Genomic DNA, 15,834 nt, shown 5'->3' with positions numbered 1-15,834 from the left:
CGAACCGTTCCGGCTCCCTGGCAACTCGGAGTACCTTACGGATCGCTCCACCGGCTGTCAAGCGGTGCCCGTGACCCCCTCCAGCCGGTCGGGCGCGGGGCTCCGCCCAGCCGGTCAGTCCAGGTCGCTGAGCCGGCCGCCGGCGTCCGGCTGGGTGTCCTCCACCCGGCGCAGCAGGCGTGTCAGCAGTTCTCCCAGGGTGACCCGCTCCTCGCCGGACAGGTCCTGGAGCAGTTCCTCCTCGAAGACCGAGGCCATCCGCATCACCTGGAGCCATTTCTCGCGGCCGTCGTCGGTCAGCTCGACGATCACCCGTACGCGGTTGTTCTCGTCCCGCTCCCGGGTGACCAGGCCGGCGGTCGCCATGCGGTCGATGCGGTGGGTCATGGCGGCGGGGGTGAGCCCCAGCCGTTTGGCGAGGGCTCCCGGACCCAGACGGTAGGGCCTGCCCGCCATCACCAGCTCCTTCAGCACCTCCCACTCGGCGTGGTTGAGGCCGAGGGTGGCGAGCTGACGCCCGTAGGCGACGCTCATGCGCCGGTCGAGGCGGCTGAGCGCGTTGACGATCTTCTCCACCTGGGGGTCCAGCTCACCGTACTCGCGCTGGTAGATGGCGATCTGCTCGTCGAGCGTGGGGCCGCGGTCCTGGTCCGAGGGGGGCTGGTCGGGCATGGGACCGGAGTATGGCATGAACTCGTTCGCTTCGAAGTCTTCGCCTGTGTACTCTTTAGTGTCGAACTTTAGCTTCGAAGTCTCTCTTCGGGCTTCTTCCCCCATTCCATGTGTGCCGCCCATGTGTGCCCGGACGGCACCGGACTCAGAGGCAGGTGAGTGTGACCACCGCGACGGGCGCCGCGCTGCGCCGGATCCAGACGGGGAACGCGCTGAGCGCGTTCGGCAACGGCTTCACCGTCCCGTTCATGTTCATCTACGTGGCCCAGGTGCGGAACCTGGGCGCGGCCACCGCCGGGACGGTGCTCGCGCTCTTCGCCGTGGCCGCGCTGGTGGTGCTGCCCTTCACCGGGCGGGTGATCGACCGTCGCGGTCCACTGCCCGTCGCCGTCGCGGGAACGGTCCTGGCCTCCGCCGGTTCGCTCGGCATCGCCTTCTCGGAAGGCGTGGCGGCGATGTACGTGTCCGCCGCCGTCTTCGGTGCCGGCCTCTCGGTGATCCAGCCCGCGCTCGCCACGATGATCGTGTGGTCCTCCACCACGGCGACGCGCTCGCGCGCCTTCGCCACGCAGTTCTTCCTCAACAACCTCGGGCTCGGCGTCGGCGGACTGCTCGGCGGTCTGGTCGTGGACACCGAGCGGCCTTCGTCGTTCCTGCTGCTGTTCGGGATCGAGTCGGCGATGTATCTGGTCCTGGGCGCGACCGTGGCGACGGTGCGGCTGCCGGACGGGCCGCGTGTCGAGTGTTCCGCCCACGGCGGCGAGGACGGCGCCGCGGCCGGGGGAGGCTGGCGGGAGCTGCTGTCCGACCGGGCGATGGTGACGCTCTCCGCGCTCGGCTTCGTGATGTTCTTCGCCTGCTACGGGCAGTTCGAGTCCGGGCTCTCGGCCTACGCGGTCGAGGCCTCGCGGATCTCCCCGGCGACGCTGGGCATCGCGCTCGCCGCGAACACGGCCGTGATCGTACTGGCGCAGTTCGTCGTGCTCAGGGTGGTGGAACGGCGGCGGCGCAGCCGGGTGATCGCGCTGGTCGGGCTGATCTGGACGGTGGCGTGGCTGGCGGCCGGGGCGTCCGGGCTGGTGGCCGACCGCCATGCGCTGGCCGTCGCGGCGATCATCTCCACGTACGCGCTGTTCGGGCTGGGCGAGGCGATGCTCTCGCCGACCGTGGCGCCGCTGGTGGCGGATCTGGCTCCGGCCCGGATGGTCGGGCGGTACAACTCCGCCTTCGCCCTGGTGAAGCAGCTGGCGCTGGCCATCGGTCCGGCGGTGGGCGGGCCGATGGGGGCCACGCTGCACGGGCCGTACATCGTGATGCTGGTGCTGTGCTCGCTCGGTGTCACCGTGCTGGCCCTGCTGCTGGGACGCAGGCTGACCGCCGAGCAGGACAACCCGCTGAGGGCGTCCCTGGTGGTCGCCGCCTCGGTGCCGGCCCGGTCCGCCGAGCCCGCGCGGGCCGCCTGACCCGTCCGGGCCGGCCGGCGCGGAACGGCCGGCGCGGCCGGTCTAACGCGGTACGGCCTGCGGAAGCGCGAACTCGCACCACACCGCCTTCCCGCCGCCCGGGGTGCGGCGCGATCCCCAGGCGGAGGCGATGGTGGCGACGATGGAGATGCCCCGGCCGCTCTCGTCCACCGGTTCGGCACGGCGGCGGCGCGGGAGGTGGTCGTCGCCGTCGGTCACCTCGACGATCAGGCGGCGGTCGGTGCGGCGCAGGCGCAGGCACATCGGCGGGGTGCCGTGCTGGAGGGAGTTGGCCACCAGCTCGCTGGCGGCCAGCACGCCCAGATCGTGCAGCTCCCGGGGGAACCGCCAGCTCGTCAGGACTCCGGAGGCGAAGGCGCGGGCGCGCGGGGCGGCCTCGACCCCTCCCAGGAGGTCGAGTGCGGCGTTGTGGAACAGTTCCGCGTCGTGGCCGGTGCGGACCGGGTGGTGGAGGGCCAGGAGCGCGACGTCGTCGTCGTGCTCGGCGGTGATGCCCATGGCCCTCAGGAGCCGGTCGCAGACGACCTGGGGGCTGCCGGTCGCTCCGGCGAAGGCATCCTCCAGCACCTCGATGCCCTGGTCGATGTCGGCGTCGCGCCGCTCGACCAGGCCGTCGGTGTAGAGGACGGCGGCCGAGCCCTCGCCGAAGGGGACGGAGGCGGAGGTGTGCAGCCAGCCGCCGGTGCCCAGGGGCGGGCCGGTGGACTCGTCGGTGCGGTGGACCGTGCCGTCCGGGTCCCGGACGAGGATCGGCAGGTGGCCCGCGGACGCGTACACCAGGCGGCCCTCGTTGGGGTCGTGGACGGCGTAGAGGCAGGTGGCGATCTGGTTCGGGTCGATCTCGGCGGCGAGCCCGTCGAGGAGCTGGAGCACCTCGTGGGGCGGCAGGTCCAGCCGGGCGTACGCGCGTACGGCCGTGCGCAGCTGCCCCATGACGGCGGCAGCCCGTACCCCGCGGCCCATCACGTCACCGATGACCAGGGCGGTGCGGCCCGCGCCCAGGGTGATGACGTCGTACCAGTCGCCGCCGACCGCCGCGTCGGTGCCACCCGGGCGGTATGTGGCGGCCACCCGCAGGTCGTCGGGCTGCTCCAGTTGCTGCGGGAGCAGGCTGCGCTGGAGGGTGACGGCCGCCTCGCGCTGTCGGCGCTCGCTGACGCGCAGCCGTTCGGCCACCTCGACCTGATCGGTCACCTCGGCGGCGAAGACGAGGACGCCGCGCCGCGCCCCGGGGCCCTTCAGCTCGACGGGGGTACAGGTGAAGGTGTAGTAGCCCGGGCGCGTGCCGCCGCCGCCGACGGCTCCGGGGCTCCTGTCTCCCCGTCCTCCCGCGCGGCCCTCCACCCGGCGGGACTTGACCGTGCGGGGCCTGCCGCTGCGCAGGACCTGGTCCATCAGCGGGAGGAGGCCGAGTTCGGCCAGCTCCGGCAGGGCCTCGCGGGCGGGGGCTCCGGGCTCGCGGGGGCCGAAGGCCGCGGCATAGGCGTCGTTGACGAACGCGATGCGGTGGTCGGGGCCGTGGACGAGGGCGACCAGGGCGGGGACCTGGCCGAGCAGGTCTTGTGCGGGCAGGTCCTGTGCGGGCAGGCCGTCGAGGCCGCGTCTCGCGCCCTGCCCCGCTCCTCCGGTGTCCGCAGCGGACGGCTCGCCGTGCTCGTCCCGGGCGGCCGGGACGGCCCCGGCGGGGGCCGGTGCCTCGGGCGGGCGCCGTACGGCCCTGGCGGCGAGGCGTCGTTGCCGCTGCGTGCCGGGCAGCCGGGCGCTCCAGCGCGTGAAGTTCACTGCGTGCGGTCCGATCCGATTCCGATGTTCTCGTGTCTGGTGTGTGCGTGCGGGTGCGGGCGGCTGCCCGTGCCCGCGGGCCCGTCGCGCCGGCCGCGCCCGCCGGTGACTCTTCGCTGACGCGGGCCCACCCATGGTCACACGTCCAGTGTGACCGACGGCACCGACGGGTGTCAGGGGCCCTCGGGGTGGCGGCCGGTGCCCGCGGCGAGTTCGAACTCCGCGCGCGGGTGCTCCATCGAGCCGAGCGAGACGATCTCACGTTTGAACAGGCCGGCGAGCGTCCACTCCGCGAGGATGCGCGCCTTGCGGTTGACCGTCGGCACCCGGCTCAGGTGGTACACGCGGTGCAGGAACCAGGCAGGGTAGCCCTTGAGCCTGCGGCCGTACACATGGGCGACGCCCTTGTGCAGGCCGAGCGAGGCGACGGAGCCGGCGTACGAGTGCTCGTACTCCGCCGGTTCCCGGCCGCGCAGCGACGCCACCAGGTTGTCGGCCAGCAGGCGTGCCTGGCGTACGGCGTGCTGGGCGTTGGGCGCGCACTCCGGGGGCGGTCCCTCCCCGTCCCCCCGGGCCCGGGACCTCCCCGCCGCCAGATCGGGGACCGCGGCGGCGTCGCCCGCCGACCAGGCGTGTTCGGTGCCCTCGACGCGCAGGGCCGCGGTGCAGCGCAGCCGGCCGCGTCCGTCGCGGGGGAGGTCCGTCCTCTCCAGCAGGGGGTGGGGCTTGACGCCCGCGGTCCACACCAGGGTGCGGCAGGGGTGGCGGGATCCGTCGCTGAGCTGGGCGACGCGGTTCTCGCAGGAGTCGAGCCGGGTCTCCAGGCGTACGTCGACGTTGCGGCCGCGCAGTTCGCGCACGGCGTAGCGGCCCATGGCCTCGCCGACCTCCGGGAGGATGCGGCCGGTGGCCTCGACGAGGATCCACTTCATGTCCCGGGGGCGGATGTTGTGGTAGTAGCGGCAGGCGTAGCGGGCCATGTCCTCGAGTTCGGCCAGCGCCTCGACGCCCGCGTAGCCGCCGCCGACGAAGACGAAGGTGAGGGCGGCGTCGCGGACGGCGGGGTCGCGGGTGGACGATGCGATGTCGAGCTGTTCGAGGACGTGGTTGCGCAGGCCGATGGCCTCCTCGACGGTCTTGAAGCCGATGCCGTGGTCGGCGAGGCCGGGGACCGGGAGGGCCCGGGAGACCGAGCCGGGGGCGAGGACCAGTTCGTCGTAGGGCACCTCGACGGGACCGGTGCCGGCGTGCTCGGTGGCGAGGGTCCCGACGGTGGCGGTGCGCCGGGCGTGGTCGACGGACTTCGCCTCGCCGATGACGATCCGGCAGTGGGGCAGCACCCGGCGCAGGGGGACGACGACATGGCGCGGGGAGATGGAGCCGGCCGCCGCCTCCGGCAGGAAGGGCTGGTAGGTCATGTAGGGGTCGGGGGCGAGCACGGTGACCTGTACGCCCCCGCCGCCTTCCCGCGCGTGTCTCAGTTCGTGCTTCAGGCGCCGCTGGAGACGCAGGGCGGTGTACATGCCGACGTAGCCGCCTCCGACCACGAGAATGCGCGCGGGTTCCTTCGTCACCCGTCCATGACGCACCCGCGGGCAGACGTTTGTCCACAGGTCCTGGGAAACGTATGACCGGCGGAGGGCTCCGGCCCGGGCTCGCGAATTCGCCGCGGGTGGAGGGAAAGAGCAGCTCAGAGGGGGTGTGAGGGGTGTCCGGAGGGAGTGCGGAAGGGGGGATGGACGGCGTACTCCGATCGGGGACGGAGGTGGCGGAACATCTCTCTTCTCTCGTGACCGGGGCTCAACTATGTTCGTAGCACGCCGGGCGGAGCCATGACCGTGTCCCGGCGACAGAGGGTGGGGGGCCTCCGGGGGGAGGCCATACAACCGGGGGAATACAACATGCATATTCAGGGCATTCAGGGCTCTCGCTGGTCGACCGCCGTCATCGCCGACTCCTCCGCGGACGGCGGGGCGGGCCCGGTGAACGGGGTCGGCCCGGGGAGCAGGGCGGGCGGAGGCCACGGGGCCACGCGCGCGGCCGACGGGGGGAGTGCCAGGGGGAGCAGGCGTACGACGCCGCTGCGGGTCGACGCCCAGCGCAATCTGGAGCATGTGCTGCGCGCCGCCCGCGAGGTCTTCGGCGAGCTGGGCTACGGCGCTCCGATGGAGGACGTCGCGCGCCGGGCCCGGGTCGGGGTCGGTACGGTCTACCGGCGTTTCCCCAGCAAGGACGTACTGGTGCGGCGCATAGCGCAGGAGGAGACGGCGCGGCTGACCGAGCAGGCCAGGGAGGCGCTGGGGCAGGAGGAGGAGCCGTGGTCGGCGCTCTCCCGGTTCCTGCGCACCTCGGTGGATTCGGGTGCCGGGCGGCTGCTGCCGCCCCGAATACTGCGGGTCGGGTCGTTCGCCGACGGGCCGGGCGGGGCCGCCGGGGACATGGGCGCCGGCCCGGGTGGAGAGCGTACGCCGCAGGGCGGTGGGCACGGGCAGGCCGGGCTGCGGCTGGTGGACGGTCGGGCCGACCGGGAGCGGGAGAACACCGTAAGCGCCGTAAGCACCGGGAGCACCGGGAGCACCGGGGGGAACGAGAACGCCGGGACCGCCGAGGAAGACGCGGGCGTCCTTGAACTGCTCGATGTCGTCGGGCGGTTGGTGGATCGGGCGCAGGGCGCCGGCGAGCTGAGGTCCGATGTGACGGTCGCGGACATACTGCTGGTGATAGCCACGGCGGCGCCGTCCCTGCCGAACGCGGTGCAGCAGGCCGCGGCCTCGGCGCGGCTGCTCGACATCCTGCTGGAGGGGCTCAGGCCGCGGTACGCCAAGCCCGTGGGGGCCTGAGGCGGGGCCCGGGACGCCGGTGACACGACGGCGGAGCAGCGTTTTTCGGCCAGATTCACGCCGCCGCCGTTCGACTCCCACACCTCCATACCTCGTACGGGCGCCGAGTGCGTACCATTTCGGGGTTTCCCGCCCCGGACGGGTGATTGAGGCGCACGGCCGGGAATGCGCGGCCCTCACCGTGACACGCTTTGCCGGTGTTCGGTGGCGACTGTGTGTACGGGGGTTCTCGCTTTGGGTGCTGACGGGCGGGGGGAGCCGCGCTGTTCACAGGGTGTGGACGGAGCGGAGGAGGCCGGGGGCTCTGTTGACGCCGTGCCCGGCGACGCGGAACTGGTGTCGCGGATGCGCGGCGGGGACACCCGGGCGTACGAGGAGCTGTACCGGCGGCACGCCGACGCGGTGCGCCGCTACGTACGCCACTGCTGCCGGGACACGGCGACCGCGAACGACCTGACGGACGAGGTCTTCGCGCGCACGCTGCTGGCCGTGCGCGGCGGTGCGGGGCCGGACACGGCGGTGCGCACCCATCTGCTGGCGGCGGTCCGTGATGTGGCGGCGGCCTGGGCGGGGACGAGCGGCCGGGATCTGCTCGTCGAGGACTTCGCGGTCTTCACGGCGGCGGCCGACTCCCCGGGCGGCGAGGGGTCTTCCGGGGCGAATTCGGACGTGCGGGCCATGCGGAGAGCCGAGCGGTCCACCGCGGTGCGCGCCTTCCGCGATCTGCCCGAGCGGTGGCAGGTGGTGCTGTGGCACACCGTGATCGAGGAGGAGCCGCCGCGGGATGTCGCGCCGCTGCTGGGTATGGCGGAGGACGCGGTGGCGGCGCTGGCGCAACGGGCGAGGGAGGGGTTGCAGCAGTCCTACCTCACGCTGCGCACCGCCGGGACGCGGGCGGCGGGTGGCGAGTGCGCACGCCGTGCCGACCGGCTGGGGACGTATGTGCGCGGAGGGCTGCGGGCCCGGGCGGACCGGGGGCTGCGCCGTCATCTGGAGCGGTGCGCCGACTGCCGGTCGGCGGCACTGGGCGCCAGGGACGCCTGCGAACGGCTCCGGGTGGTGCTGCCGTCGGCGGTCGTGGGCTGGGGCGCGGACGTGTACTCGCCGTACCCGGCGGTGGGTTCGGCGCAGGCGTACGCGGCGCGGGGCCGCGCGGAGGAAGCGGATGAAGGAGGCACCGCCGAGGCGTGTCCCGCGGGGATGCGTTCGGCATGGACGTACTCCATGGCCGGGGCGGTGGGTCCGGCCGCGACGGCCGGAGGCATGGACGGTGCGGCAGGCAGCGGGGCCGCGGTGTTCGACGGGCTGGGATCGACCGCCAGGGCGGGCGTGACGGCCGGGGTGATGGCCGCGGCCGTGGCCACCGCGCTGACGCTGGCGCTGGTGATCGACGGCCGGCCGTCGCAAGGCCCGTACCGGGGGCCGGGGGCGCGGCCGTCTGCGGACGGCGCGGTCGGCGGGGTGGAGACGGGGCCCGCGGCGGAGGCGGGGGGTTCGAGGGCGCAGACCGTGTCGCCGCGGGGTGCGGCCGACGAGGGTGAGGACCTCCCGGGCCGGGGAACGGTCCCGTCGGGCACCGGCCCGGAGCCGGGCCCGGAGTCGGGCTTCCCGTCCGCGCCGTCGTCCGGAGGCGGGCCGGGATACGAGTCCGGGGCGGAGCCGGGTTCCGGGGCACTCGCGCCCGGTTCCGGGCCGGGGAGCGGCGGGGCCGCCGGTCCCGCGTCCGAACCGGCGTCTCCGCCGGCCTCCCCGTCGGCGCCCCGGCAGTCCGCGACCACCGTCCACCGGCTCGACCTGCTGCCCCGTGGGGGCGGTTCGGAGGGGCCTTCCGTACGGGAGGGGAGCAGTCGGCTGTGGCAGCGCTCGGAGCTGCGCATCGGCGGCCGGGACCGGGGTTACGGGGTGACGGTGTCCGCCCACTCCTCCGTGGTGGTCGATCTGGGCGGCGACTGCGTCTCGTTCGAGGCGCTCGCCGGGGTGGACGATCTGACGGCGCTGCGGGGGGCGGTCCGGTTCTCCGTGTACGGCGACGGGGCCCGGCTGTGGGAGTCGGGTGTCGTCCGGCGGGGCGAGGAGCCGGCGCCGGTCCACGTCCCCCTGACCGGGGTGCGAACGCTCCGGCTGGTGGTCGAGCCGGACGGCCTGCTGGACTCGGTGGTCATGGCGGGCTGGGCCCAGGCGCGGATCGGCTGCCGCTGACCCGTCCCGCGGCCGGTGTTCGCGAGGTGACCGGCGGCGTGGCGGGGGCGAGCCCCGGCCCGGTCACGAGCCCGGCCCCAAGCCCGTCTCACAGGCTGGGGCGCGGCGGCACTCCTCCGGCGACCGCGCGCCGGCCGGCGGTCGCCGCTCCCGTGCCCGTCCAGCAGCTGCCCCGGCGGGCCAGCAGCCGGCGCAGCCAGACCTCGGTGGAGACCAGTTCCGCCAGTCCGTCCAGCGGCAGCGCCTCGCCCTCGGCCGCGGCCCGCAGCGCCCTGCGTACGACCCGGGCCTCCACCAGCCCCGCGTCGGCCAGCAGGGGCGCGTCGAAGAGATCGATGAGGTCGCCGACGCGGGACCGCAGCCCGGTCCGTGCCGCCGCCGTGTGGGTGGCACGGGAGGGGGTACCCCAGCCGGGCGGCAGTTCGTGGACGCCCGCCCCCGCCAGGACGGCGCGCAGCACTGCCGCCCGCGCCCCCGGCTGTACGCGCAGCGCCTCGGGAAGGGCCCGGCAGGCGCGGACGACCTGGTTGTCCAGGAAGGGCGCGTGCAGTCGCTGGCTGCGTACCTCCGCGGCCTGTTCGAGTATCCGGTGGTCGGCCGCCAGCCGGGCGAGCGTCGCCCGCGCCCGCCGCTCCCCCGGGCGTGTGCCGGTCTCCCCGGGCGCCGGGCGGAGGGCGGCCCGCTCCAGCCGAATCGATACTTCGGCCAGCGCCTCCCCCGTCAGCCAGCGCGCGGCCGGTCCCGGGCGGCACCAGGCGAGGGCGGACAGCGAGGCGTCGAGGACGCCCGGCCCGGCCTCGTGGACGACCCCGCCCGCACCGCCCGCGCTCCAGGCTCCGAAGCCCACCCCGGCCCCGGCGACGTCCCGCTCCCGCAGCCGCCGCGCCGTCTCCAGCACCCCGTCCCGGTACGGCGTACGGGCCAGCCTCCGTGCCGCGCGGTAGACGGTGAGCGGTACGAGCACCGAGCGCCCGCTCGCGCCCTCCGCCTTCGCCAGCGCCGTGACCGGCCGCAGCAGATGGCGGCGGCGCCGGTCCAGCAGCAGGTCCGCCAGCCGGGCCGGGTGGGCGTCGAGCACCTCGCGGGCGCCGTATCCGGACAGGTGGTCGGCGCTGCCGGCCGCCAGGCGCAGCCGGTGCCGTTCGGCGACGACCAGCGAGGGGCCCGGCTCGTCGGTCAGCGGCCCGTCGGCGAGCGGGCCGCCGCCGGGCCCGGCGTACGGCAGGGCCTCCTCGCCGACGGCGACGACGACGTGGTGCAGCCGGGGGTTCTCCGCGATGCTGCGGGCGCGTTCCAGTTCGGCCTCGCGCCCCGAGAGCGGGTCCAGGGTGAGGTCGTTGAAGGTGACGGCCAGCAGCCGTTCGCCCGCCGACGTCCCCGGCGTGCCGTACACCGTGCCCGGGACGCCGGGCAGTCCGGCGGCCAGCAGCGCGAGTGTCGCCGACGCGCTGCCGCCCGACAGGTCGGCGCCGATGCCGGGGGCGGGGCCCCTGGCCCGCCCGCCCGGCCGGTCCGCGAGCCGCTGGGCCGGTCCCATGCCGGGGACCGGTCCGGGGTCGAGGCTGCCGAGGTCGGGCACGGGTGCGTGGCGCGGAGCGGCCAGCCGCACCCGTACGGCCTCCACCAGCGCCTCGCGCACCCCGGCGACCGCCGCCTCCGCGTCGACGGGGGGCGCGGCGACGACGGTGGGGACGGCGGGTTCGTAGCTGACGGTCTCGCGGCTGCGGCCGTCGCGCATGACCAGCGCGTGGCCGGGCGCCACGCGGCGCACCCCCGCGTAGGGCGTGCCGTCGCCCAGGGCCTCGGGCGCGTCGGGGCAGGCGAGCAGGGCGGCGAGGTGTCCGACGTCGAGCTGCGCCTCGATCAGGTCGGCCAGCGGCAGCGCGGCGGTGGCGTAGGCGGTGCCGCCCGCCCACGGGGTGTGGAAGACGGGCCGGGCTCCGGCGAGGTCGGTGGTGACGGTGACGCGGCGGCCGACGCGTACGACCGCGGTGTAGCTGCCGGGCCAGGCGGTCAGATGGCGCAGGGCGCCGCCGCGGGCGGCGAACAGTCCGATGCGCAGCTGCTCGTCGGAGGCGCCGCAGTGGCCCAGCACCGCGAGTCTGCTGCCGCCGTCGGCCTCGACCAGGCGCACCTCGTCGGGCCGCCAGTCGCCGACCGCCCACAGCGGGTCGGGGCCGTCCCACAACTGCCGTGCCCCCACCGGCTGGATCGTCTGCCCGGGTCTGGCCGCGCCGCCCGCGCCGGAGGCGTGGTCTGCGGCCCATCCCACCAACCACCGCATCGCCGCCTCCGCATGGCCCCGTGGATCGGTAACTCGCCGTCGGCGGCGGCCGATCGGTGGCGGGTCACCGTCGGCAGCCGTCAACCGCCGTCGCTGCGGACCATGCTGCCACGGGATGGGCGTGCGGGAGGTGCCCGGGCACGCGGACGCGCGGAAGCCGGCGCCGGGCCCCGGCGCCGTGACGGCCCGCTCGACGGCTCCGCGGGGAGCGGCGTCATTCGGCCAAATATTTGCCGTGAGATATGCCTAACGAATCATCGTCGGCGTCTCGTCGGCTCGTTGTCGGAGCCCTGCCGGCGAGTCGCCGGTGCGTCGCCGGCGCCTCTGCGGCAGTCCGGGAGGCTTCACCGCCTCCCGGACCGGACCGCCGTCCGCGGGGAATGGGACGACGGCATTCCCCCAGCCCACTGCTTCCAGTGCAGTGGGCCGACCCACGCAGCACCCATGGAAACGCCCCCTGTGCGGGCCGCACAGAGCGCACGGACAGGCGCACCGGCACACACCCGGAGCACACGCCGGGGGAGCATGCGCGGTGCGGCCCGGGGTGCCCGCCGGCGTCCCGCGCGCCGTTCGCGCGCCGCCGGCCCGCGCGCCGCGGAGCCTGCACGAATCCCGCCATCCCGGAAGACGCCCCTTAACGGTAGGGATGCGGCGAACTACGCTGGGTTGACGAATGCCCCGTGTGCGCGGCACGGGGTGGCCGTCGGTGTGTGTCAGGGGTGCGCATGTCCAGGGAGCCACGCGGGCCGAACGAGAAACTCGGCGCCGTCCTCGCCCTCGCCGGGATCAGCAACGCCGGGCTCGCCCGCCGGGTCAACGACCTCGGGGCGCAGAGAGGACTGACCCTCCGCTACGACAAGACGTCGGTCGCCCGCTGGGTCTCCAAGGGCATGGTGCCGCAGGGCGTGGCCCCCCATCTGATCGCCGCCGCGATCGGCAGCAAGCTGGGACGTCCCGTCCCGCTGCACGAGATCGGCCTGGCGGACGCCGATCCGGCACCGGAGGTCGGCCTGTCCTTCCCCCGCGACGTCGGCGCGGCCGTGCGGTCGGCCACCGAGCTGTACCGGCTGGATCCGGCCGGGCGGCGCGGCGGGGGCGGGGGCGTGTGGCAGTCGCTGGCGGGCTCGTTCTCGGTGAGCGCCTACGCCGTGCCCACCTCGCGCTGGCTCATCAAGCCCGCCGACAGCTCGGTGGCGCGGGACGCCTCGCCCCTGGCCGGGGCCGTCCTGACCGGCGCCGCCGGCCCGGTCCCCGGCCCCGCCGACGAGCAGCGCCCGCCCCCGCCCGCCCCCGCGTCCCCGCGCGTGGGCCACAGCGATGTGGTCAAGCTGCGGGAGGCCGCGCAGGAGGCCCGGCGCTGGGACTCCAAGTACGGCGGCGGCGACTGGCGTTCGTCGATGGTGCCCGAGTGCCTGCGGGTGGACGCCACCCCTCTGCTGCTGGGCTCCTACAGCGACGAGGTGGGCCGCTCGCTGTTCGGCGCCACCGCCGAACTGACGCGCCTGGCCGGGTGGATGGCCTTCGACACCGGTCAGCAGGAGGCCGCGCAGCGCTACTACATCCAGGCGCTGCGGCTGGCCCGGGCGGCGGCGGACGTGCCGCTGGGCGGATACGTGCTGGCGTCGATGTCGCTGCAGGCGACGTACCGCGGCTTCGCCGACGAGGGCGTGGACCTGGCGCAGGCGGCGCTGGAGCGCAACCGCGGTCTGGCCACGGCCCGCACGATGAGCTTCTTCCATCTGGTCGAGGCCCGCGCCCTGGCCAAGGCGGGCGAGTCGGCGGCCTGTGGCACCTCGCTGGCGGCGGCCGAGGGCTGGCTGGAGCGCTCCCGCGACGGCGACCCGGACCCGTCCTGGCTCGACTTCTACTCCTACGACCGCCTGGCCGCCGACGCCGCCGAGTGCTACCGCGATCTGAAGGCCCCGCGCCAGGTGCGCCGCTTCACCGAGCAGGCGCTGTCGCGGCCGACGGAGGAGTTCGTCCGCTCGCACGGTCTGCGGCTGGTGGTGTCGGCGGTCGCGGAGCTGGAGTCGGGCAATCTGGACGCGGCCTGCGCGGCGGGCACCCGGGCGGTGGAGGTCGCCGGGCGGATCTCCTCGGCGCGGACGACGGAGTACGTGCGGGACCTGCTGCACCGGCTGGAGCCGTACGGCGACGAGCCGCGTGTGGCGGAGCTGCGGGAGCGGGCCCGCCCGCTGCTCGCCGCCCCGGCGTGAGCCTGGTGGGCGCCGCGCGCCCGGTGCGCCCCGCGTGTCCGGTGTGTCCTGGCGCGGGCGGTACGGGCCGCTCCCGGGGGCCGTTCGGATGTCCGGTGCGCGGCCGGACGGTTGTCCGTCGGTGCTCCGGGCCATGATGGAGGACGTGTCCACTGTCTCCTCGGCCGCCTCCTCCCCGTCCCCTTCCGCCGGCGGGCCCACCGCGCGGCGCGCGGCGTACGACTGCGACGTGCTGGTGGTGGGCGGCGGGATCGTCGGCCTGTCGGCGGCGTACGCGCTCACCCGCGCCCGGCCCGGTACGCGGGTGGTGGTGCTGGAGAAGGAGGACGGCCCGGCCCGGCACCAGACCGGCCGCAACAGCGGGGTGATCCACAGCGGCGTCTACTACCGCCCCGGTTCGCTCAAGGCCCGCTTCGCGGTGCGGGGCGCGACGGAGATGGTCAAGTTCTGCGCGGAGTACGGCATTCCGCACCGGGTGACGGGGAAGCTGATCGTCGCCACCGAGCGCGCCGAGCTGCCCCGGCTGCACGCGCTGGTGCAGCGCGGCCGGGAGAACGGCATCCCGGTGCGCGAACTGGGCCCGGCCCAGATCGCCGAGTACGAGCCGCAGGTGAAGGGCCTGGCCGCCATCCACGTGGCCACCACCGGCGTCTGCGACTACGGCGCGGTCGCCGCCGAGCTGGCCCGCCTGGTGGAGGCGGCCGGGGCCGAGGTGCGCCACGGCGCGGAGGTGGTCGCCGTGGACCGCCGCCCGGGTGTGGGCGTGGCCGTCCGTACGGCGGCGGGTGCGGTGGTGCGGGCGCGCGCCATGGTCAACTGCGCGGGACTGCACTGCGACCGGGTGGCCCGGCTGGCGGGCGACGCGCCGCCGGTGCGGATCGTGCCGTTCCGCGGGGAGTACCACGAGCTGGCCCCGGAGCGCGCCTGGCTGGTGCGGGGCCTGGTCTACCCGGTGCCGGACCCGGCGTTCCCCTTCCTGGGCGTCCACCTCACGCGCGGCATCGACGGCTCGGTCCACATCGGCCCCAACGCCGTGCCCGCCCTGGCCCGCGAGGGCTACCGGTGGCGCACCGCCCGCGCCCGCGATCTGGCCGGGACGCTGGGCTGGCCCGGCTTCTGGCACATCGCCCGCCGCCACTGGCGCTACGGGGCCGGGGAGATGCGCCGCTCGCTGTCGAAGGCGGCCTTCACCGAGGCGGTGCGCCGGCTGCTGCCGGAGGTGGAGGCCGCCGATCTGCGCCCCGCCCCGGCCGGGGTGCGGGCCCAGGCGGTCGGGCGGGACGGCGCGCTGGTCGACGACTTCCTGATCACCGAGGCCCCGCACACAGTCCACGTCCTCAACGCGCCCTCCCCGGCGGCGACGGCCTCGCTGCCCATCGGCCGCGAGGTGGCGCGGCGGGCGCTGGCGGCGCTGGACGCCACGCGCTGAGGCCCGCGGCGCCGCTTGGGCCCGGCCGCGCCGTCGCGGCCCTACGGCTTGCGCGCGAGCCCGCCGTACACGGCCGTCTCCGGCCCCGGCTCGCCCTCCGGCCGCCACCGCGAGCACGAGACGACGCCGGGCTCCAGCAGTTCCAGCCCCTCGAAGAAGCCCGCGATCTCCTCCGGACTGCGCGGGGTGTAGGGGGTGGCGGTGCCCCGGGCGTTGTGGTTCTCGATGGCCTGGACGTAGACCGGGTCGGCGGTGGAGCCGTCGTTCAGGCCGAGGAAACTGCCCGGCGGCAGGGCCTCGACCAGCCGCCGCACCACCGCGCGGGCCTGGTCGTAGTCGGGGACCAGGCCCAGGATGCCCATGAGCATCAGCCCGACCGGACGCGAGAAGTCCAGGGTCCGCGCGGCCTCGGCCAGGATCCTCTCCGGGTCGCGGACGTCGGCGTCGATGTAGTCGCACGCGCCCTCGGGGGAGCTGGTGAGCAGGGCGCGGGCGTGCACCAGCACCAGGGGGTCGTTGTCGACGTAGACGATCCGCGACTCGGGTGCGGTGCGCTGGGCGACCTCGTGGGTGTTGTCCCTGGTGGGCAGGCCGGTGCCGATGTCCAGGAACTGCCGGATGCCCTCCTGCCCGGCCAGGTGCGTCACCACGCGTCCGATGAAGGCGCGCGAGGCGCGGGTGATGTCGCGCATGCCGGGGAAGGCCGCCAGGACCTTCTCGGCGGCGTCGGCGTCGACCTCGTAGTAGTCCTTGCCGCCCGCCAGGTAGTTCCAGATCCGGGCCGAGTGGGGCCGGGAGCTGTCGATCCCGCTGCCGTCACCCGGCCGCGCGCCGCCGCCCGCCGCCCCGTCCGCGGTCCTGCCCGCCGCTTCGTCCGCCGTTCCGTCCGCCATCCTGTCCGCCTCCTCGGTGCCGACCGTGAGGGGCA

General features: G+C 75.4%; 10 protein-coding genes. 5 read left to right on the top strand and 5 right to left on the bottom strand.

The features are described from left to right. Positions 1–114 precede the first annotated feature (114 nt). Positions 115–672: a MarR family winged helix-turn-helix transcriptional regulator gene (locus ACW69E_RS20240; protein WP_457499680.1), complete on the bottom strand. Its 558-nt coding sequence runs from the start codon at positions 670–672 to the stop codon at positions 115–117. A 161-nt stretch (positions 673–833) separates the two neighbouring features. Between ACW69E_RS20240 and ACW69E_RS20235 the strand changes: the two genes are divergently transcribed. Then, entirely contained in the window at positions 834–2,135 is a 1,302-nt protein-coding gene (locus ACW69E_RS20235) for an MFS transporter (protein ID WP_457499679.1), read from the top strand. Between the two features lie 42 nt (positions 2,136–2,177). Here ACW69E_RS20235 and ACW69E_RS20230 read toward each other — a convergent pair whose 3' ends face one another. Both ACW69E_RS20230 and ACW69E_RS20225 read right to left on the bottom strand, forming a co-directional pair. Beyond that, positions 2,178–3,938: an ATP-binding SpoIIE family protein phosphatase gene (locus ACW69E_RS20230; protein WP_457499678.1), complete on the bottom strand. Its 1,761-nt coding sequence runs from the start codon at positions 3,936–3,938 to the stop codon at positions 2,178–2,180. Between the two features lie 173 nt (positions 3,939–4,111). After that, positions 4,112–5,461: an NAD(P)/FAD-dependent oxidoreductase gene (locus tag ACW69E_RS20225; RefSeq protein ID WP_457499687.1), complete on the bottom strand. Its 1,350-nt coding sequence runs from the start codon at positions 5,459–5,461 to the stop codon at positions 4,112–4,114. Between the two features lie 378 nt (positions 5,462–5,839). Between ACW69E_RS20225 and ACW69E_RS20220 the strand changes: the two genes are divergently transcribed. Both ACW69E_RS20220 and ACW69E_RS20215 read left to right on the top strand, forming a co-directional pair. Next, a complete protein-coding gene (locus ACW69E_RS20220; protein WP_457499677.1) occupies positions 5,840–6,778 on the top strand; it encodes a TetR/AcrR family transcriptional regulator in 939 nt (312 codons plus the stop codon). 315 nt (positions 6,779–7,093) lie between these two features. Next, entirely contained in the window at positions 7,094–8,977 is a 1,884-nt protein-coding gene (locus ACW69E_RS20215) for an NPCBM/NEW2 domain-containing protein (protein ID WP_457499676.1), read from the top strand. A gap of 88 nt (positions 8,978–9,065) precedes the next feature. On the opposite strand, the gene ACW69E_RS20210 is transcribed toward ACW69E_RS20215, so the two are convergent. Further along, a complete protein-coding gene (locus ACW69E_RS20210) occupies positions 9,066–11,261 on the bottom strand; it encodes an asparagine synthase-related protein (RefSeq protein ID WP_457499675.1) in 2,196 nt (731 codons plus the stop codon). A gap of 725 nt (positions 11,262–11,986) precedes the next feature. Here ACW69E_RS20210 and ACW69E_RS20205 point away from each other — a divergent pair. Both ACW69E_RS20205 and lhgO read left to right on the top strand, forming a co-directional pair. Next, positions 11,987–13,477: an MFS transporter gene (locus ACW69E_RS20205; protein WP_457499674.1), complete on the top strand. Its 1,491-nt coding sequence runs from the start codon at positions 11,987–11,989 to the stop codon at positions 13,475–13,477. A 136-nt stretch (positions 13,478–13,613) separates the two neighbouring features. Continuing rightward, entirely contained in the window at positions 13,614–14,906 is a 1,293-nt protein-coding gene (gene lhgO, locus ACW69E_RS20200; RefSeq protein WP_457499686.1) for an L-2-hydroxyglutarate oxidase, read from the top strand. 41 nt (positions 14,907–14,947) lie between these two features. On the opposite strand, the gene ACW69E_RS20195 is transcribed toward lhgO, so the two are convergent. Next, positions 14,948–15,799, bottom strand: a complete 852-nt coding sequence (locus ACW69E_RS20195; RefSeq protein WP_457499673.1) for an SAM-dependent methyltransferase — start codon at positions 15,797–15,799, stop codon at positions 14,948–14,950. Positions 15,800–15,834 lie beyond the last annotated feature (35 nt).

This window comes from Streptomyces sp. SS8 (assembly GCF_054072955.1).
The sequence above is the reverse complement of the archived record's forward strand: the minus strand, read 5'-3'. Positions and strand labels throughout refer to the sequence as shown.

Coding starts and splice junctions, on each gene's coding strand:
- ACW69E_RS20195 (WP_457499673.1), bottom strand. CDS start 15,799: ATGGCGGACGGAACGGCGGACGAAGCGGCGGGCAGGACCGCGGACGGG.
- ACW69E_RS20210 (WP_457499675.1), bottom strand. CDS start 11,261: ATGCGGTGGTTGGTGGGATGGGCCGCAGACCACGCCTCCGGCGCGGGC.
- ACW69E_RS20205 (WP_457499674.1), top strand. CDS start 11,987: ATGTCCAGGGAGCCACGCGGGCCGAACGAGAAACTCGGCGCCGTCCTC.
- ACW69E_RS20225 (WP_457499687.1), bottom strand. CDS start 5,461: ATGTACACCGCCCTGCGTCTCCAGCGGCGCCTGAAGCACGAACTGAGA.
- ACW69E_RS20220 (WP_457499677.1), top strand. CDS start 5,840: ATGCATATTCAGGGCATTCAGGGCTCTCGCTGGTCGACCGCCGTCATC.
- ACW69E_RS20240 (WP_457499680.1), bottom strand. CDS start 672: ATGCCCGACCAGCCCCCCTCGGACCAGGACCGCGGCCCCACGCTCGAC.
- lhgO (WP_457499686.1), top strand. CDS start 13,614: ATGGAGGACGTGTCCACTGTCTCCTCGGCCGCCTCCTCCCCGTCCCCT.